Annotated in this window: 15 protein-coding genes; 7 read left to right on the top strand and 8 right to left on the bottom strand. The window is 54.9% G+C overall.

The window, feature by feature from the left end; all coding sequences use genetic code 11:
• The first annotated feature begins 23 nt into the window (after positions 1–23).
• The 5 genes from B7364_RS09330 to B7364_RS09310 all read left to right on the top strand — a co-directional run bounded on the left by B7364_RS09330 (position 24) and on the right by B7364_RS09310 (position 7,080).
• Positions 24–482: an EF-hand domain-containing protein gene (locus tag B7364_RS09330; RefSeq protein WP_085339728.1), complete on the top strand. Its 459-nt coding sequence runs from the start codon at positions 24–26 to the stop codon at positions 480–482.
• A 32-nt stretch (positions 483–514) separates the two neighbouring features.
• Complete coding sequence (gene recQ / locus B7364_RS09325; protein ID WP_085339727.1) at positions 515–2,362, top strand: DNA helicase RecQ; 1,848 nt, start codon at positions 515–517, stop codon at positions 2,360–2,362.
• Between the two features lie 66 nt (positions 2,363–2,428).
• A complete protein-coding gene (locus B7364_RS09320; RefSeq protein WP_085339726.1) occupies positions 2,429–4,780 on the top strand; it encodes a S8 family peptidase in 2,352 nt (783 codons plus the stop codon).
• 166 nt (positions 4,781–4,946) lie between these two features.
• The gene (locus B7364_RS09315) at positions 4,947–5,573 is read left to right on the top strand and encodes a DUF1013 domain-containing protein (protein WP_085339725.1); all 627 of its coding nucleotides are present in this window, start codon (positions 4,947–4,949) and stop codon (positions 5,571–5,573) included.
• 235 nt (positions 5,574–5,808) lie between these two features.
• Entirely contained in the window at positions 5,809–7,080 is a 1,272-nt protein-coding gene (locus B7364_RS09310; RefSeq protein ID WP_085339724.1) for a DUF5690 family protein, read from the top strand.
• A 111-nt stretch (positions 7,081–7,191) separates the two neighbouring features.
• Here B7364_RS09310 and B7364_RS09305 read toward each other — a convergent pair whose 3' ends face one another.
• Genes B7364_RS09305 through hisD form a run of 5 tightly spaced genes read right to left on the bottom strand, consistent with a single transcriptional unit; the run spans position 7,192 to position 12,121 of the window.
• Positions 7,192–7,941 carry an HpcH/HpaI aldolase family protein gene (locus B7364_RS09305; RefSeq protein WP_198534158.1) on the bottom strand — a complete coding sequence of 250 codons (750 nt, stop codon included), beginning with the start codon at positions 7,939–7,941 and terminating at the stop codon, positions 7,192–7,194.
• Positions 7,938–9,089: a cobalamin-independent methionine synthase II family protein gene (locus tag B7364_RS09300; protein WP_085339722.1), complete on the bottom strand. Its 1,152-nt coding sequence runs from the start codon at positions 9,087–9,089 to the stop codon at positions 7,938–7,940. The genes B7364_RS09305 and B7364_RS09300 overlap by 4 nt, the downstream gene beginning before the upstream one ends.
• Positions 9,086–9,784: an alpha/beta fold hydrolase gene (locus B7364_RS09295; protein ID WP_085339721.1), complete on the bottom strand. Its 699-nt coding sequence runs from the start codon at positions 9,782–9,784 to the stop codon at positions 9,086–9,088. Before B7364_RS09295 ends, B7364_RS09300 begins: the two co-directional genes overlap by 4 nt.
• A 35-nt stretch (positions 9,785–9,819) precedes the next feature.
• Complete coding sequence (locus B7364_RS09290; RefSeq protein ID WP_085339720.1) at positions 9,820–10,854, bottom strand: LacI family DNA-binding transcriptional regulator; 1,035 nt, start codon at positions 10,852–10,854, stop codon at positions 9,820–9,822.
• A complete protein-coding gene (gene hisD, locus B7364_RS09285) occupies positions 10,832–12,121 on the bottom strand; it encodes a histidinol dehydrogenase (protein ID WP_085339719.1) in 1,290 nt (429 codons plus the stop codon). The genes B7364_RS09290 and hisD overlap by 23 nt, the downstream gene beginning before the upstream one ends.
• Positions 12,122–12,225: 104 nt before the next feature.
• On the opposite strand from hisD, the gene B7364_RS09280 reads away from it, so the two are divergent.
• Positions 12,226–12,981, top strand: a complete 756-nt coding sequence (locus B7364_RS09280) for an SDR family NAD(P)-dependent oxidoreductase (protein ID WP_085339777.1) — start codon at positions 12,226–12,228, stop codon at positions 12,979–12,981.
• 59 nt (positions 12,982–13,040) lie between these two features.
• Here the strand turns inward: B7364_RS09280 and B7364_RS09275 are convergent, their stop codons facing one another.
• The 3 genes from B7364_RS09275 to B7364_RS09265 form a co-directional block, all read right to left on the bottom strand.
• Positions 13,041–15,689 (bottom strand): TonB-dependent receptor, encoded by a 2,649-nt coding sequence (locus B7364_RS09275; RefSeq protein WP_085339718.1) that lies wholly within the window; start codon positions 15,687–15,689, stop codon positions 13,041–13,043.
• A gap of 225 nt (positions 15,690–15,914) precedes the next feature.
• Positions 15,915–17,519, bottom strand: coding sequence for a sodium:solute symporter family transporter (locus tag B7364_RS09270; RefSeq protein ID WP_085339717.1), 1,605 nt, complete (start codon positions 17,517–17,519; stop codon positions 15,915–15,917).
• A 1-nt stretch (position 17,520) separates the two neighbouring features.
• Entirely contained in the window at positions 17,521–18,531 is a 1,011-nt protein-coding gene (locus B7364_RS09265; protein WP_085339716.1) for a nuclear transport factor 2 family protein, read from the bottom strand.
• Positions 18,532–18,666: 135 nt separating this feature from the next.
• On the opposite strand from B7364_RS09265, the gene B7364_RS09260 reads away from it, so the two are divergent.
• Positions 18,667–19,587 carry a cupin domain-containing protein gene (locus B7364_RS09260; protein ID WP_085339776.1) on the top strand — a complete coding sequence of 307 codons (921 nt, stop codon included), beginning with the start codon at positions 18,667–18,669 and terminating at the stop codon, positions 19,585–19,587.

The following is a 19,587-nucleotide window of genomic DNA, read 5'->3' as shown; positions in this document are numbered from 1 at the left end:
ATGCTGAGTAGAGGAGTGTGCGGATGTCCTGGATCAAGATTAGGCCGATTGCTGTGGGCCTGGCCCTGTCTTTAGTCGGGCTGGGTGCGCTTGCCGCGTCGCCCGATGTCTTTGCAAAGCTTGATTCTGATAGGGACGGGCACTTGATCAAGTCTGAACTGCAAGTGCCCTGCGACCGCGATATATTTGCGTCTCTAGATCGAAATGGCGACAACGCCATCGACCGCCAAGAATTCCGAACCTCTGGCGACATGGCCACCTATGAGGACAAGGGTGGGATCGATGAAAAAGGCGCACAAGTTCGGTGGTTGGAGTTTCGTATCGGGCGCTTTGATCTCCAAGATGGGACTTTCGTCACCTGCAATGCGACCGAGGGACAATATCCCCTTGAGGTGAACGCGTCGCGTTCTGATATCGAACTCGCGAAGCAGACAATCCAAAATCGGCTAGTAGAAGATGCGATGCGCCTCGCCAGGCGCTAGCATCCCACCGCGAAGCGCCCCATGAGGGGGCTATGCTGGCTGAAGTGCTCCCCCCTCTTGATCCGACACTGGAAGATGCGCAGGCCACGCTGCATCGCGTCTTCGGCCATAGCGCGTTTCGAGGCTTGCAAGCCGACGTAGTGGCACATGTTATGGCCGGTGGCGATGCTTTGGCTGTATTGCCGACAGGTGGCGGCAAAAGCATGTGCTACCAAATCCCAGCGCTTTTGCGGCCCGGAGTTGGCATTGTTGTTTCGCCACTGATTGCCTTGATGACGGACCAGGTGGAGGCCTTGCGCGCGGCGGGGGTTCGGGCAGCGCGGCTCGATTCCAGTATGGCTTGGGACGACAAACAGGCCGTATTCTCAGCGCTAGAGGCTGGGCGGCTCGATATCCTTTATGTGTCGCCGGAAGGCCTTTCTTCTGGGGTTTTGATTGAGCGCCTAAGCCGCTATTCGATTTCCTTAATCGCCGTCGATGAAGCCCACTGCGTCAGCCAATGGGGCCATGATTTCCGCCCAGATTATCGCCGTTTGGGTGCGCTTCAGGAAGCCTTCCCCGGCGTGCCACGCTTGGCCGTGACCGCGACCGCTGATGTCCGCACGCGCGAAGATATTCGACGTCAGTTGCATTTGACGCATGCACCTGAGTTTGTTGCAAGTTTTGACCGCCCCAACCTCATCCTCTCCACCCGGCGTAAAGATAGCCGTACCGCCGCACGAATCCTTGAACTGGTGTTAGCGCGCCAAGGTCTGTGCGGCATTATCTATGTCACCGCCCGTAAAGAGACCGAAGAGTTGGCGGCAAGCCTGCGCGAAAAAGGCGTTCATGCGCTGGCCTATCACGCCCAAATGCCATCGGATCAAAAGTCCGAGCATTTGAGGCGCTTTCAAGAGGAAGATGGCGTGGTGATGGTGGCGACCATCGCCTTTGGTATGGGCATTGATAAGCCCGATGTGCGCTATGTCATTCATGCCGATCCACCCAAAAGCATCGAAGCTTATTGGCAGGAGGTTGGGCGCGCAGGTCGCGATGGCTTGCCTGCAGAAGGAATTGCCTTTTACGGCTTTTCGGATCGTCGCTTTATGGCCGAGCGGATTGATGGCTCGCCTGCGCCCGATGAAGTGAAACAGGTTCAACGATCTAAGCTGAACCAGCTTTACAGCTTTCTCGACGGGCTTGCCTGTCGTCGGGGCGGGGTTCGCCGCTATTTCGGCGAGACGGATGTGCAAGATTGTGGGCAATGCGACGTCTGCACCAATCCTACAATGGGCCATAATTCAAGCCAGTGGGCGAAGATGGCTTTGTCCGCCGTCATCCGCTGTGAGGAAAGCTTTGGGCGCGGCCGGATCATTTCGCACCTGATCGGAGCCGAGCCTGATGGGCCTTTGGAGACCCGTTTTGCCGAACGCTCCACCTTTGGCATTGGTAAGGGTCTCAACAAGACCGCTTGGCGCCGCGTACTCGATCAGCTCTTGTTTGATGGTATTCTGGCAGAGCAAAGTCGCGATGGCTTTCCTCTTTTGACCATTGCGTGCCCGGATCTTGCACGGTCGGTTTTGAAGGGCGAGGTACCGGTTTTCACGCGCGAGGACCCTGTTCAAGCCGGTGGCGCTAAGCGCAGCGTTGCGAAGATTGCTTTGGATGATGATCTCGATCCAGAGACATTGGCTCTCTATCGCACGTTGCGAGACTGGCGGCTGGAGACCGCGCGTGCGGCAGGTATACCACCCTATGTTGTCTTCCATGATTCCGTTTTGCGCCAAGTGGCTTTGGCGCGCCCGTCGACGACATCTGCTTTGATGATGATCTCAGGTATCGGCGAAGCGAAGGCTCGTCGCTATGGCCAATCTATCCTCGCACTCTTGTCGAAAACCTAGTTTACGGTCCTGAAATAGAATTCTGTTAGCGTCACACTACGTAATCTGGGCAGGAGGCCCGAAGTGATGACATTACGAGTCCTATTCCTTTTGGTTGCTGCCACAAATTGTGTGCTGTTGACGGCTTGTGCCGGCGGTGGCGGTGGTGGCGGCGGGACCGTTGTCCAGCCATCACCTTTGCCGCCGCCTCCACCCCCGCCGCCCCCACCACCGCCCCCACCACCGCCACCACCTCCCCCGCCGCCGCCGCCGCCTCCGGCACTGGTTGCAGGTGTGGACTATCCGTCAGCGACATCGCGCGAATACACGCGCAGCTGGGGTCTGGCCGGCATTAAGGCCGTTAAGGCTTGGGAATATGGCGCAACTGGCGCAGGCATCCGTGTCGGCGTTGTCGATACTGGGATCGATCTGCAGCAGATTGATCTTAAGAATAATATTTCGCCTTTGTCGCGCGATATGGAAATCGGCCGCCCTAATCAGACCATTGCGGCAGAAGAACGTCACGGGACACGCGTATCGGGTGTGATCGCGCATGAGTTCAATGGTCAAGGCACGGTGGGCGTTGCCTTCAAATCTACCATCATTAGCTATCGCGCAGACCGCGAGGGCACGTGTGAGGAAGTGGGTGCGGACAAGGGTTGTAAACTGCCTGAGACCAATATTGCACGCGGTGTTGATTCTGCCATTGCAGACGGCGTCCGTGTGATCAATCTGTCCCTTGGCGGGTCAACTTCAACTGGATCGACACTGAATGCTGCCCTGTTGCGAGCAACCAATGCAGGGATCGTTATTGTAGCTTCGGCTGGGAATGATGCCACAGCGGATCCAGAATTCCCTGCGCAATTGTCGATTGATCCGCGCTTCCGTGGTTTGATCATCGCGGCGGGTTCAACCGATACAGTTGAGGCACTTTCAACCTTTAGCGCAAAGGCCGGAGTCACGCGCACCAATTATTTGGTGGCACCCGGTACGGATATCATCGCGGATTGCGACACGACTTCCTGCTGGCGCGTGTCGGGAACCTCTTTTTCGGCCCCACATATCAGTGGTTCCTTGGCTCTTTTGTTCCAAGCTTTCCCTAATCTGACCGGTGTACAGGCGGTCGATATCCTTTACCGCACGGCGCGCGATCTGGGCACAACCGGCATTGATGACACGTTTGGCCGCGGCATTATCGACCTTGAACGCGCGTTCGCGCCCGTCGGGGCGACGGCGACCACCAGTTCCAGCGGCGAAGCTGTGCGCGTCGACTTATTTGATGGGATTGCAGGCCAAGCCTTTGGCGATGCCTTTATGCAGGATGGCCTATCTACTGCCGTGCTGGATGAATATCAGCGTCCTTTCAATGTCTCACTCGGTTTCCGCTTGCGTCCTCAATCGGATTTGGGCTTTAGCGCAGAAACTTATGCTTCCGAGCCACAACAGGCTGCCCAAATCGGCGATAGCCTCTTAAGCTTTAGCCGTCGCACGCCTGCCAGTGCCGCGTGGGGCGTGCAAGATGATCGGGTCCATGCCCAAACACCGGTTATTCGCGCTTTGATGCCCGCTTCAACAACGCCATGGGGCGGCAGCCTCGCCCTATCGTTAGCGCAGTCGGGTTCAGATGCCGCAACGCGACCCTATGGTCTGGCGGGAGATGCGGCAGGCGGTGGCACCCAGTTTGGCTTGATGGGCGTGGGACAATTCCAATCCTTTCAGGGCCTGATCTTTTCTAAAGATGCCTTTAGTTTGCATGCATTCAATGCAACCGGTGGTGCAAGCCGTGTGCGGACCTTAGCGGAGACACGCCAAAATGCTTCCCTAGTCCAACTGGCGCATCAGGGTGCACGCCTTACCAGTGTGCTGGAAATGGGCAGTTTGGCAGAGCAGGGCAGCTTCTTGGGCTCTCGCTGGAATGATGGCGCGTCTCTGGTTGAAACCCGACAAGTCGACGGAACACGGACACAAAGCCGGTTTTTGGGGCTGCAGTTTGATTGGGCTTTGACGGATACAGCCAGTGTAACCGCGCGGATTCAGGGCACCCGGCTGTCTGACTTTTCCGGCAACAAGGCTTTCGCAGCGGGCGCTCCAATTTACGCCAGCGCAGCATCGCTGGTTTATGCCAAAAGCCTGTCAGATGGCTGGTGGCGCTTCGGGCTAGAGCAGCCTTTGCGGGTAGAGCAAGGCAGCCTGCGTTACCGTTTAGCTGATCCTTACCTGATCTGGGGCAGTGCTCAGACTTGGTCAGAGCGCCGCTTTGATGTGGCACCAACAGGCCGGGAATTGCGTTTGACGGCAAGCCGGGACTGGCTCTTAGGTGGTGCATCTGAGACTGCCGCGTGGCTGGGCGTTGAATTGACCCACATTCATCAGCCTAACCATATCGCCGACGCCTCGTCCCAAACCCTGATGCGGGTGCGCGCGTCCACGCGGTTCTAACATCGAATAAGTGCAGGCCCGATTGCACACCAACTAACAGTCATCGGGCTTCCAAAATTCGCAAGAGACCGTTATGTCTGTGCCCATAGGGCCCTAAAGTGAAGGGGCCCGCGACCCCTTGCCCGGCCGTCGCGCCGGGCGATTTTGTATCTGGAGGCCAGAAATCATGTACGAGATCTTGATGCCCAAAGCCACTGCCGTGTGGTTGATCGACAATACCGGCCTGACATTCGACCAGATCGCAGCTTTCTGCGGCCTGCATCCGCTGGAAGTTAAAGGGATTGCCGATGGCGACGTCGCAACCGGTGTGCGCGGTTTGGATCCAATCGCCAATTCGCAATTATCGCGTGAAGAGATTGCGCGCGGGGAAGCCGACCCAAATTATAAGATTAAGCCGCTGGAAGGCCGCAAGTTAGATTTGCCACCGGTGAAGAAGCGGGGTGGTCGCTATACGCCGGTATCGCGTCGCCAAGACCGCCCAGACGCGATCGCTTGGTTCTTGCGCTACCATCCAGAAGTCACGGACGCCCAGATGGGCAAGTTGATCGGCACCACCAAGTCGACCATCGAAAGCGTGCGCAGCCGCACCCATTGGAACAGTGCCCAAATTAAGCCGGTTGACCCCGTAACGATCGGCCTGTGCACGCAGATTGAGCTTGACGCTTTGGTCAAAGCGTCCTCATCGCGCCGTGCAAAAGCTGCAGCCGAAGCGGGCATTATTGATCCTGAAGAAGGTCCAAGCCTGCAGCCTGCCTCAAAGCCCAGCTTCTATGTGGATGAGAGCGAATATTGATCCTTTGCCGAAAGGCGAGATCAGTGCACGTCAAAGCCCTTCCCCGTCGATGGGGAAGGGCTTTTTCTTGGGCGACCTGGCGGGTGACCCCGAATCCCCCGGCGTCTCAGATGGGTGCGCCTAGAGTGACTTGCGCCCACTCAGAAATTCCATCGCTCAGACCAAGCTATTGCGGGCATTCAAGAAGTAGTCTTGGATAGCAAAGTCCGGGGGCGGATGGGACACTGGGGGGCATATGGGACGGGTTCAATCATGGTTATCGCGTGCCCATCCGGCGGCTTTCATTGCCTATGGTGGTCTTGTTGCCTTTTGTGCCTATTTCTCGATGTTCGCGTTTCGCAAGCCGTTTTCAGCAGCGACCTATGAAGATGTCGCGGGCTGGGGCTTTCTTCTCGATTACAAGGTCGCCTTGGTAATCGCCCAAGTGCTGGGTTATGCCGTCTCGAAATTCATCGGCATTAAGGTCATTGCGGAATTAGATGGAGCCAAACGGGGGGTCGCCATCTTGGCCTTGATCGGCCTTTCTTGGTTTGCTCTGATCCTATTCGCGCTTGTGCCAGCCCCTTGGAATGTCGCAGCCTTGTTCCTTAATGGGTTGCCTCTGGGGCTGATTTGGGGCTTGGTTTTCAGTTTCTTGGAGGGGCGCAGGACCTCTGAGGCTCTTGGCGCAATTCTATGCGTCAGCTTCATTGTCTCTTCTGGCATTGTGAAGACTGTTGGAAGCCTTTTGATGAGCCAGTTTGCCATGAGCCCCTTCTGGATGCCAGCGGCAGCTGGGGCATTATTCTTTCCGCTATTGTTCTTGGCCGTCTGGGGCCTATCCCTGTTGCCGCCTCCCTCAGAAGAGGACCAAGCCCAGCGCGTCCGTCGCGCACCCATGCAGCCCAAAGAGCGTAATGGCTTTATGTTGGCTTATGCGCCCGGCCTTATCCTTCTTGTTGGTGCCTATGTCTTTCTGACCGCCTTTCGCGATTTCCGCGACAATTTCGCTGCCGAGATTTGGCGCGACCTTGGCCAAGCCAATGGTGCCGCGATCTTCACCCTATCTGAGTTGCCGGTTGCCGTGGTGGCTTTGGCCATCTTAGCCTCTCTTATGGTAATCAAGGATAATCGGATTGCCTTTCTCGTCGTGCATGGCATTTTAGCGGCAGGCTTTGCCTGTATTGGCCTGTCGACTTTGGCCTTCCAACTTGGGTTGATTGGTCCCATTCTCTGGATGATTTTGGTGGGCGCAGGCCTTTATGCGGCATATACACCGTTCAATACGGTCCTCTTTGACCGACTGGTGGCAGCCAGTGGTCGTGTCGCCACGGCCGGCTTCCTAATCTATGTTGCTGATTCGGTTGGCTATATTGGTAGTATCAGCCTGCTTCTGACCAAGAATCTGGGCAATATCCACCTCGCTTGGGTGCCATTTTTTGTCCAAGCTGCCTATGGCGTTGGCTTTGTCGGCTTCCTCGGCATTTGTGCCTCAGCGCTTTACTTTCGCAAACGTTTGGTACGTTGACGGGGCGCTCCAGCCCTATAACCTGGCATGCAAGGTCATATCATCTGGCTTCACAAGCATGGATGAGCTGAAGCCAGAGTGAGACACGTATGGCCTTCTAGACCCGCACATTCAGCCTCGAATGGCTTGGCTAAGGGCAGCAGCGCCTTGCAGGATGAAATCGTGATCTGAGCTTAAGACAAAAAGGCTTGCCCCTTTTTCCCGCCAAAGCGGCACATCACTGCTCCGCGCAAGGAACATCCCCGTGACCCGCCCAGCGGCCTTTCCAGCTTCAACGATCCGTTCGACGGCTGCCACGACGATTTCATCATCGGGGGTTATCGCGCCATAGGCGACGGTCAGATCCGCGCGGCCAATAAACAGCGCGTCAATTCCCTCTACCCGCGCGATAGCCTCACATTCTTCAACGGCTTCAACGTCTTCGATCTGTGCAATGACGATGACGTTTTTAGCGGTCTCACGATGTTTCGCCATGCCCTTGGTTGTAAAGCCAGCTGAGCGGCTAGAACCGGCATAACCGCGACCTCCCGGGCCATAGTGACAGGCTTTCACGGCATCGGCGGCCTCCTTGGCACTGCGAATATGGGGAAGAACAACACCATCGGCACCACAATCAAGGGCATTGAGAATGTGCTCATGACTGCTTGATGCAGGCCTCACAAGTACGGGTTTTGCATAGGCTCGTGCGGCCAGAATGCATAAGTCTAAGCTTGTCCGGTCGAACGGGGCATGTTCGGCATCGAGGACTAAACAGTCCAGCGAACTCAGGCTCAAGACCTCGACAATCATTGGGCTGGGTGTCTTGACCCAGGTCGCGGCAATCACGTCACCCGCGCGCAGCTTATCCCGAAACGTGCTCACGCGGCCTGGCTCCATAGTTTGCTGCTCGCTAATTCGGCACCATCAACCAGTGTTTTGAGTTTGGCCCAGACAATTTCAGGATCAACCGCCCCAAACCCTGCAAAGGTCGAAAAGCCGCAATCGGTGCCCGCAATCACGCGCTCTCGACCAATGATTCCAGCAAACCGCTCAAGGCGTTCTGCCACAACCCGGGGATGTTCAATGAAGTTGGTCGTCGAATCGATGACGCCCGGGATCAGAACTTTGTCGTCTGGAATGATCGCTAGCATTTCAACAAAATAGTTCCAGTCGTGCTGGTGACGTGGATTGGAAGTCTCAAACAAAAGGCCTGCTGGCTTGGCCTTCATCAGCGTTGGCAGGATCACGCCCATTTCAACATCATGATGGTGCGGCCCTTCATAATTTCCCCAGCAGACATGCATACGAACACGTTCAGCCGGCACATTACGCAGTGCATGGTTCAGCACATCGACATGGGTGCCGATGAGTTTGAGATAGTCCTCATCGCTACGATCCTTGTACATCATGTGCCGACCGAGCCCTAAATCTGGGCTGTCGAGTTGCAAGATCAGGCCAGCCGCGACGATTGCCTCATACTCTGGCCGCATCGCCTCGGCGAGGGCCTCAAGATAATCATCCTGTGTTGGGTAATGCTCATTGGGTTGAAAGAGCGCGATAACGCCGGGCGAAGCAGCATTCATGAAGCCTGCAACAGGCATATGCTTCGCGATGGCTGCTGCCATGAAGCGGAGGTCGGCCTTGAGAGGCTCCATCGACTTCACGGCGACCGGACCGATACATTTCGGACGCCGATAGGTCGGCGTACCGCCAGCACTGGCTTGGCGTTGTAGAAAGCTTGGAAAAGCCTCGAGGTCAGACGGTGGGGTTCGCGGACTATCACCGTCAAAACCTGTGATCCGGTCCTTGATATAGGTCGCATAGGAAATTTTGGACATTTCTCCATCTGAAACCAAATCGATCCCAACCCGAACTTGGTTCGCGACGGTCTCATCAACTGCTCTACCAATCACCTCGTCAAATTGGGCTTGGTCAATAGGGTCGCCACGTTCGGCGGCAAAAATCAGGTCCGTGACGGCCTTGGAACGCGGCAATGAACCGACATGGGTAGTTAGAATGCGGTCGCTCATGCGTTCATCTCCTGCTTTGGCGTTGCTTTTAGGGTCTTTAGCCAGTCTGAAATGGCCCGACGGAAGGCTGATGGCTGCTCTAGCGGCACCAAATGCCCGGCGTCTTCAATCTCGATAAGGCTGGCGTTACGATTGCGGGCAGCCATGTGGGTGTGCCAAGCCAGCGGACATAACCGGTCGTCAGCCCCAGCAAGGATAAGAAGTGGGCCCTTGAAGCCGCCAATCACGTCGCACAAGGCTGGCCGGGTTCGAAGCGCCTCGCTTTGACGCAAAAACACGTCCGGCCCAAGGCCTATTCCCATTTTCAATGTTAAGTCGAGGATTTCTGAACGCTTTTGGCCATGCGAGGCAGGGCTCAGATAATGTGGTTTGAGCTCGTCTCGCACGACCTCGAGCAAGTGGCCGTTTCGAACTCGGGCTTGTTGGGCCAGGCGGGCAGCCGATCTTTCGGGTAAATCGGCCGTGCAATTGGTGCTGGAAAGCACCATCCCAACCAAGCGCTCTGGTGCGAGCTTAGCCATCATCAGCCCCACAATAGCCCCCATGGAAAAGCCGATTGGGATGATGGGCCCTATAATTGTCTTCAGGACATCATGGGCCAAGCTCTCAACATGATTTGATTGTGTGAGGTCAGCAAACTCATTTGGGTAGCCAGGGATCGATCCTACATCCTGCCACAGCCTGTGGTCGCACATGTGGCCTGGGATCCAAACAAGGGTTGGAGGTGCCGTCACAACAATCGTGCCGACCGACCGGACAGCAATTCCCCCGCGAACAAACGTTGTTCGGGAGAAATGTCTGGGCTCTCAATTCGCTCTAACAGCATAGCGACAGCCGCTTGGGTCATGCGCCGCACAGGCTGACGTATCGTCGTGAGTTGATAGGCCTCCCAAGTTGCAGGGCTCACGCCATCAAAGCCTGTGATCGATAATTCGTTTGGAACCTTTTTGCCAATAATATTTCGCGCCGTGTCCATGGCTCCAATCGCCATTAAATCATTGACGCAAATCAGCGCATCCAGCTTGCCATCTGTCAGGTCCATCAATGTCCTTAGGCCGGCACCGCCACTTTCATAATCGAACCGACCCCGGACAAATTGGGCTTGTATGCCATGATGGGCGAGGCGATTTATCGCTGCATTGGCGCGTTCTTCACCGACATAAGAATCAGCAGGGCCGCCGATAATCCCAAAGCACCGATGGCCTGCTTGCACCAAACCGTCCACCAAAGCACGCTCGCCCAAGTCAGAATCACAACAGACGCTGGCGACCGGCACCCCCTCACCAACACGATTATAGAGCACCAAGGGGACCCCGCGGTTGGAGAAGGCAACCAATTGATCCGTAGACAGACGGGCGGCAACGACCGCGCCATCGACGCGGTAACGCCAGACCTGACCTAAGACTTCCTCGACATCAGATTCTGCGGCCAAACTGAACAAAAGGACGCGCACCCCATGTTGTGACAAACGTTGGGTGAGTTCGGCCAAAACCTCTGGATAATAGAGATTTGTTAGATTGGAAATAATGATGGCAACGAGGTTGGAGCGCTTGGTAATCAAACCTTGAGCAATGGCATTGGGTTCATAGCCTAGCGCTTGAGCCGCCTCGACAATGCGAGCCCGTGTAGCAGGAGCGACGGAGGCACCTTTCCTAAAGGCCCGGCTGACAGCGGACTGGGACACGCCGGCGCGACGTGCAACATCATAGGATGTCACCCCAGTCTTTTCTTGTGTGGTTTGATCAAGCGGCTTCTTTTTTGCCATAACGTCGCACCCGAATATCTGCCTGCTCTTTATGGCCTGCAAAGCCTTCTATGGCGCAAAGGCGTGAGCAGTATTCACCTATCATCACACTGGCCTCATCGGTCAAGACACGTTGATAAGTGCAGGTCTTGATGAATTTCCCAACCCACAGCCCGCCGGTAAAGCGAGCATTGCCGCGCGTTGGTAAAGTGTGGTTGGTGCCGATGACTTTGTCACCATAGCTGACATTGGTGCGAGAGCCCAAAAAGAGAGCGCCATAATTCGTCATGTTTTTCAAGAAATAGTCCGGGTCACGGGTCATGACTTGGACATGTTCCGAGGCAATTTGGTCGGCAATTGTGACCATCTCTTCATAGCTATCGGCAACGATGACTTGGCCATAATCAGCCCACGCCTTTCCCGCGATCGCCGCTGTTGGCAGGATTGTCAGCTGTCGCTCGATCTCTGCCATCGTATCCCGCGCAAGCCTCTCGCTATTGGTAAGCAAGACTGCCGGTGAATTGGGGCCATGTTCGGCCTGACCTAACAGATCGGCGGCACATAGCTCGCCATCGACGCTCTCATCGGCAATGACGAGGGTCTCGGTTGGGCCGGCCAATAGGTCGATGCCGATGCGGCCAAAGAGTTGGCGTTTGGCTTCGGCGACATAGGCGTTGCCCGGACCTACGATCATATCAACCGGGGCAATGGTTGAGGTTCCAAGCGCCATAGCGGCAACCGCCTGCACCCCGCCGATACAATAGATTTCGTCTGCGCCCGCCATGTGCATCGCAACCACAATGGCTGGATTGGGTACGCCTTGATAGGGTGGTGCAACCGAGACAATGCGCTTCACGCCTGCCACTTTTGCCGTCACCACACTCATATGGGCCGATGCGACCAACGGATATTTGCCGCCGGGGACATAACAACCCACACTGTTCACCGGCAAATTCTTGTGCCCCAAAACGACGCCTGGTAAAGTTTCTACTTCAACATCCTTGAGGGCATCTTTTTGGATTTGGGCAAAATTGCGTACCTGTGTCTGCGCGAACCGAATATCTTCAATCGTTTGCGGGCTTAGAGCGCGATACGCAGCATCGATTGCATCTGGACCTAATCTAAAATTATCTGGTGCCCAATTGTCGAGTTTCGACGACCAATCGCGGACAGCATCATCGCCTCTGGCCTTGATATCCTGAATGATGGCCTCAACAGTAGCCCGAACGCCAGCATCGGCCTCTTCAGCTGCCGTTTCACTGATTCCGGTTTTTAGATATTTGGCCAAATCAGCCTCCCAACGCTTGCCACATAGCTCGATTGCACGATACGCTAGCCTAAATGACTGCGAAGTCAAAGACCAAATTGCGGAAACAAGAATGGGATACAGTGATGGGTAAAGGCACAAGGCTACCAGCTTGGGCACAGGGGCTATTAGGGCGGCAAGCAGTCGTAACCGGGGCCAGTCGGGGGCTGGGGTCAGCCATCGCAATTTATCTGGCGGAGGCAGGTGCTAGGGTCCATGCCGTGGCGCGAAACGCGGTCGATTTGCAAGAACTGGCTGATCAAAACGCGAATATTCTGCCGATGGTCGGCGATGTGACCGACCCTGAATTCATTGCGGATTTGGGTAAGCTTGAGATCGACATCCTCGTCAATAATGCCGGCATGAATCGCCCGCTTCCAATCCAAGAGGTCGACCCAGAGACACTCGACAGGATGCTGGAGCTGAATGTACGCGCTGCCTATTTAGTTGCTCAAGCCGCGGTAAAATCGATGTTGGCCCATGGTCGTGGCGGTTCAATCATCAATATCACCAGTCAGATGGGTCATGTCGGGTCGCCAAGGCGCACCGTCTATTGCATGACCAAACATGCGTTGGAAGGATTGACCAAGGCCATGGCGGTAGAGCTTGCGCCCCATGGCATTCGGGCAAACTCGGTGGCCCCGACCTTTATCGAGACCCCGATGACTAAGCCTATGTTGGACGATCCCGCTTTCTTTAGTTTTGTTAAGGGCATGATCCCTATGGGCAAAATTGGGCAGGTGGAAGATGTTGCGGCTGCGGTCTTGTATCTTGCAAGCCCTGCCTCCGGCATGGTGACGGGCACAAGCCTGCTCGTTGATGGCGGCTGGACAGCACAATAGGCAAGAAAAAGGGCTGAAGCGCTTCCACTTCAGCCCGTCATTCTTAAGTAGGCGCGAGATCAGAAGCGCAGATTTGCCTTAATGCCCCAGAGCTTAGGTGGCGCATAGCTGGCCTGGAGGGCACCGCCGCCGCCCCAAACGAAACGGGTCGCCGTTGCTTCATCGGTCACATTGTTGACAAAGGCACCCACGGACAGATTGTCATTCAGGTCCCATGTAACGCGCAGGTCCAGTTTTGTGTAAGCGTCCTGCTTGTCCAGAATTGAATTAGCAGGTTGGCCGTAGAAACCGCTATTGAACGTCAGGACGGCTAGGGGCGTGACTTGGCCTAGGCTGCCTAGGTCAAAGACATATTGCGCTGAGAAACTGCCCGAATAGTCAGATGCATATGGCAGTTTCTTGCCCGTCAGATCACACCCAAATGCGAGGGCTGGGGCGCCTGGAGCGCCAGTCCCGGTTCCTGGAACTGGACCACAATTATAGCCCGGTGCGAAAATGCGACGCTGCCCAGCATTGGCAATCGTGATGCCATTGACAATTGTGGGGGTGAGTTGGGTTGCATCTGCCACAACAATCGAGGTCCCAAATGGCAAAGGCACATTGGTATAGTCGGTGTATTTCGCATCGAGGACAGACAGCGAGAGGTTTAGGGTCAAATCATCAATCGGACGCCAGATAGCCTCAATTTCAGCGCCAGTGGCCTCGGCTTTACCGCTGTTTTCGATGATCGACAGGGTCGTATTGCCTGCCGGGATCTGCCGCTGCTCTTGCAGGCTGTCATATTGGTTGAAGAAAGCAGCAATGTTTAACTGCAGCGTATTGTCTAAGAAGCGGTTTTTGCTGCCGATTTCAAACGCGGTGACTTCCTCGGGCTTGAAGGTTGGGGTCAGAGCAGCTTGGTTTTGACCTGAGTTAAACCCACCCGAGCGGAAGCCCGTCGAAACCGACCCGTATAGCAGGCTGTCTTCACTAAGTTGGTAATCGGCGGCTAAGCGCCACGTCAACTTTTCAAACTCAGCCGTATCATAGGTCGCCCCGGTAAGCACCGCCGGATTGGCGGCCAAACAAGCAAAGCCTGGACGTGGCTGGATTGCGGTTGCCGCAAAGACGCAATTGGTTGGCGCGCCCTTGGAACCAAAAGCACCTGCTGGAATGCCGCCGGTAGCCAAGGTGATCGCGGTCCCCACTGGCGTTGGCGGTGTCCCGGTCAAAGGAAGCACGGATGCCGCATTGGCGAATTTGAAGTCCTTCGTATCACGGGTAAATCGAAGACCGGCCGTCAGCTTCAAGGCTTCGTTCACCGCGTAGGTGCCCTGGGCATAAGCTGCAATCGACGTCGTATCGGCGCGCTGTTCATCATAGAAACCGGCCCCAGCAACGGGCAAAGTGACGGGTGCCCCCACCCCACGGATGGTCCGTGGCACTTGCTCGTTGATAAAGACGCCGCGCAATTCGTCGTCAAAATAATAGGCTCCGACAACATAGCTCAGCGGCCCGTCCCCGCGTGACAAGATTTGGAATTCTTGGCTGAAAGTCTTCGCTGATGTTAGCTGATAGTCTGTACCGATTGTGCTGGCGGAAAAATCCGTATCGGACGTGCGCACCGCTTCAAAGTCCGCAAAGCCGGTAATGGACTTAAGGGTGAAGGCGTCAAACTCATAGGCAATGTTGGCGCTGGCCCCAGTGGAGCTTAGGTCCAAAATAGTCTTTTGGTCGGTGTCAATCGTATAGGGGTCGCCAGCCGCAAACAGCGGAATGCCGGCATCAATGGTCAGTGGCGCATCGACCACCCCATCGCGGTTCCCCCCGCGCGTATTCAAGTTGCGGATCGGGGTTGCATTGAACAATTGCTGATTTGAAGGGACGTCAAAGAAAGTGCCGACAAGCTTATAGCCAAACGCCGATCCCCCCGCGCCACCACGGGTTCCTTGGTCAATCTTGATGGTCGCTGTCAGCTTGTCTGTTGGCTTCAAAAGTAAAGCTGCCCGCAAATAGCGCGTCTTTTCATCAAACAGATTACTGCCATTTGGATTGACGTTCTTGACATAGCCATCATCATCTTCCGAAGCCCCACTGATGCGCAAAGCGGCATTGTCGCTAATGGGGATGTTCACAAATGACTCGATGCGAACTTTGTTGTTCTCGCCGATTGTGACGTCTAGCCCGCTCTTAAACTGTCCCATGCGTGGTTGAGCCGTCGCGATAGAGATATTGCCGCCAAATGTGTTGCGGCCATAGAGGGTTCCCTGTGGGCCACGCAACACTTCAACGCGATCAAGATCAACGAAGCCTAAAGTCGCCTGTTGGGCACGCGATTGGTACACGCCATCAATGAAGAATCCGATTGTGGTATCGCCATTGACGCCGACATTCTCGGTACGAACCCCGCGAATGGCGGGACGGGCGTCAACACCGGAACGACCAAATGTTAGACCGGGTACCGAGTTTTCGAGGCGTGACATGTCGGTAAGGCCGCGCGCTTGAATTTGGGCAGCGCTAAAGGCGGATACAGACAGGGGTACATTCTGCAGGTTTTCTTCGCGCCGCTGTGCCGTCACGACAACGGTTTCAATGCCACGCTCAGGCTCGGCTGCCGCATCCGAGGGACTTTGTTGCGCGAAGCTCGGCGTTGCGACCATAAAAGCCAAGCTAGAAATGGTTGCTAAAAGTGTTGTTTTTGTCGCGTGAGTGACGAAATTATTCAGCATCGCAAGGACCCCCTCGATTTTCCGAAAGATAATATGATTGTATTATGACTTCGAATGCAAGCAGAATTTAACAGGGTCAAGTGCTGTCTGGGCGTAATTTATGACCTTGCTGCGCGAGAAATCTGCAAGTGTGGCAGAAATGCCCGCAAACTGGTCTATAGCCCTGCTCAACGAGGCAGATGCAACCCAGCCTTTTTCGCATGCGCATGCAAAACTGAGTCGCTCTTAGACGAGATATTCAAACAGAGCCAAGGCGATCAATGTGGCCATAAGATAGGCCAGCAACCACAGGCTCTGCTTATCTATCGCGCCCGGCATCGCATTCCAATTCCCATCCTTGAGCGGCCGGCCTTCCGCCGCAAACCGGGCTTGTTGACCGGGTACGGAATAAGGGGACCATTCGGCTTGCTTGCCGTCCAAGATGCGGCTTGCGGTCCATCCGACCATGATGGTTGCCGTCCCGCCGATTAAACAGAACCAAGGCCAAGCAATATCGGTGTAATTTGCGACGAACGCAATGAGAGCAAAGCCTGCAACGACTCCGACCATCAGGCCGCGCTCAGTTGTGTGCTTTGAGAAGAAGCCCAAGCCATACATGCCAAGCTTTGCTCCAACAAAATAGCTGCCAATCTTGCTCAAAACTTCAAGAATAGAGCCGTTGGATTGATCGTAGAGGATAGCAGGGCCAATGATGATCACCGCCCAAATGACCGTCGCAATGCGGGTTGCACGGAGATAATGCGCGTCGTCTCCATCTTTTTTGAAATAGCGCTGATAGAAGTCGACCACGCTGGCCGTCGCCATCGAATTGAAAGCAGAGCTTAACGTAGACATGGAGGCCGCCAGAACTGCTGCTGCCAGAATGCCGAGCAGTCCTGGCACGCCAGACTCTGAGGCAAACTGTAAGATGATCTGATTGGGTTGGTCGAAAGGCTTGCCGTCATAATAGCCATAGGCGAGCACGCCGATGAAGAAGAACAGAAAATAGATCGGAAATGCGGCATAGCCCATTAAAAGATACGATTTTTTCGCATCACCTATATTTTTCGCCCCTAAAGTGCGCTGAACCATCATTTGGTTTGCGCCATAAACGGTGATGTGAAACAAGGTCATGCCAAACAGGCCCGAATAAATGGTTGTCGCCACACTTGGGTCGGGTGTGACATCCATCGCACTCAATCGCCCCAATTCCTTGAGGTTTGCCAAGACCTCACCAACTGGTGTCGGCATAGCAACAAAAAGCGCGATGAGAATAACGATCGCGCCACCAAACAAAACCACTGCTTGGAAAACATCGGTCCAAATGACGGCCAACATGCCGCCCATCGTCGTATAGATGAGAGCCATGATGGTCACGATGACCACAGCCATGGGGATGGACATTCCGGTAATGAACTTCAAAACAAGGGCGGTCGCAAACAGGATCGCGCCAGTTGATAAGCCTTGTGTCACCAAGAAAATAATCGACATGACGGCCCGACTTAGCTGTCCAAACCGACGTTCTTGATACTCATAAATTGAGGCAACCCCACTCATGTAAAAGAAGGGTAGGAAGAAGCCTGTGACCAGAATAATGACAATGGGATAATTCAAATGAATGGCTAAAGCCGCCAGTCCATCCTTATAGGCCCAGGCCGGCGCGCCCAAAAAGGAAAGTGCACTGATATAGGTGGCAATCACCGACAGACCGATGGCCCACCACGGAGTTGAACCGTTTCCGAGGTTAAATTCTTTGGCTGTCGTGACTTTGCGACCCAAGACAAATCCCAGCACCAGATTGCCAATCAAAAAGGCGAAGACGATTGCCCAATCAAGTGCGTCAAACTTCATGTCATGCCCCCGCCTTTGCTGTAGCCAATGGGCCCGCAAACAGATCTATGCCGAACTGCTTGAGCAGATCGATCATATCGATAAAAACCCAGTTTTCACTCAGGAAGTCGCCATCGCGACGCCAGAAATCCATAACCCGCATGGTTATGCGCTTGTTGGTTGCTGGAAGCCCTAACCACCCATCGCCCAAATGCGTTGCGTTTATGCTGGGCCAGCCTGAAGATGCGACAAAAGCACCATCCCCAATGCGACACCGGTGATTGCCGCCGATGCGGTCTGGAAACGCGGTCAAAAAGGGTTGCTGGTGTGCCCGCTCATAATCCTGATGCCCGCGGGCGCTGCCGATGCCACCGGGCCCATACCAATGAAACTGAGGGGTCCAAAAGCGGGTCATGCCCATGCTCTTTAGGGACTTGCCGTCATAACTCATGAGGCCGGCAATCATGGCTTCAACCAATTTCAGGCTCTTCTCGCTCTCCGAAGCCTCCGACAGGCCGAGGTAAAGGCCGTCTTGGGTGGCTGGTGCAGGCGACAAGGATTCACCCAATTGTGCTCGAACCGGCCAAACGCCACATTCTATCATCAGCCGTGCAATGTCGAGGATGACAATACTTTCAACAACTTGACCATGCTCCATTCGCTCAAACCAGCCAAAACGAAGCCAGTGCGGACGATGGGTTGCGGCAATCCCAAAGAAGTCCTTTTCAAACCTGCCAACGAGCCAACCGTAACTGGCAATCCAATCGCCTGATTTGAAAACCCCCTGCATCAGGATGTCGGTGCGGCGTTCGAGGTCGGAGAAAGACGCCACTAAAGGGGCGAAGAAACCCTCATAAATGGCGTTTCGACCAACCAAACTGTCCCCGGTGGCACGGTCAAATGGGGCACATACTGACATGACACAGTTTGGGGCATAGAGTTCGTCCAGGAGGCTGGACGCGCTGAGGCTTAAGTCGCGCGCCGCATTGATCGCGCGCCAGTAGTCTGGTTTGAGGTTTTTCGGTTCGTTCATCCAAAGTATATTGACTTCGAATGCAACGGTCGTAAACCCTTATTTTGAAGCAAGTGGCTTTTAGGGTGATGAAGAATCTGTCGATCGACAGGTTTTGACGATTGGATGGTTGGGGTGGATCAGGATTTTGCTTCTATGTCCCGCGAAGGTCTGCGTCCGAGGCACGCAGAAGATTGGGAAGCGCGTTTGGTGCGCTACGTAGATCTGCGTCCGTGCTATAATGCGTTCATCGATTGTCGTTCACCGGGGTCGGAAGCAAAAGAGAATTTCACCATTATTGGCCCCGGGGTTTCTGAAAATCCCGATCAATATGTCCATATTGCTGAGCCGCATGGCTTTAATATTGGTGGTGCCCGCCAACCACCTGGATGTGTGAACTCTCAGCATAGCCACGATACGGCAGAAGTATTTCTCGTTCATACGGGGCATTGGCGCTTTGATTTGGGCGAAAAGGGTCAAGATGCCCAGGTTGAAATGGGGCCCGGGGATGTCATTTCGATTCCGACGGGCCTGTTTCGCGGCTTTACCAATATTGGCGAAGATATCGGCTTCCTCTGGGCGGTTCTGGGCGAGGATGATCCCGGTCGTGTTCTTTGGGCACCCGATGTTTTCAAATTGGCCCGAAAGCATGGACTTGTGCTGTTGGAGACCGGTCAGTTGATCGACACGGTGGCGGGGCAAACGGTGCCAGCCGATGCCACCATCATGCCCGAAACAACCTCAGAGCAAGTTGCCTCACTGCGCGTCGTCACGCCGGCAGAGGCGGCATCTTTTGTTGCCAAAGCAAGGCCAGGCACCTACCCGATAATCCATAAGGACGGCATCTTGCGCGGTGAGCATGGTTTCAGTTTGTCGCAAGTTTCGCTCAATGCGGGCCAAGAGCTTGAAGAAATAGCTGGTGCGGTGCTGTTTGTTCATCGAGGTGCGCTGACCCTTATATGTGGTAACGGTCCCTTGCCTTTAGAGATTGGCGATACATTGTCTGTTCCTCAGGAAGAAACGCCCAAGATTATTGCCAACCAAGACAGCCTTATCCACGTCGTCAAAAAATTATAG

Origin of the sequence: Aquidulcibacter paucihalophilus (genome assembly GCF_002105465.1) — a bacterium.
GTDB classification, from domain to species: domain Bacteria; phylum Pseudomonadota; class Alphaproteobacteria; order Caulobacterales; family Aquidulcibacteraceae; genus Aquidulcibacter; species Aquidulcibacter paucihalophilus.
Note: the sequence above shows the minus strand (reverse complement) of the source record. Positions and strands in the feature narration are given on the sequence as shown.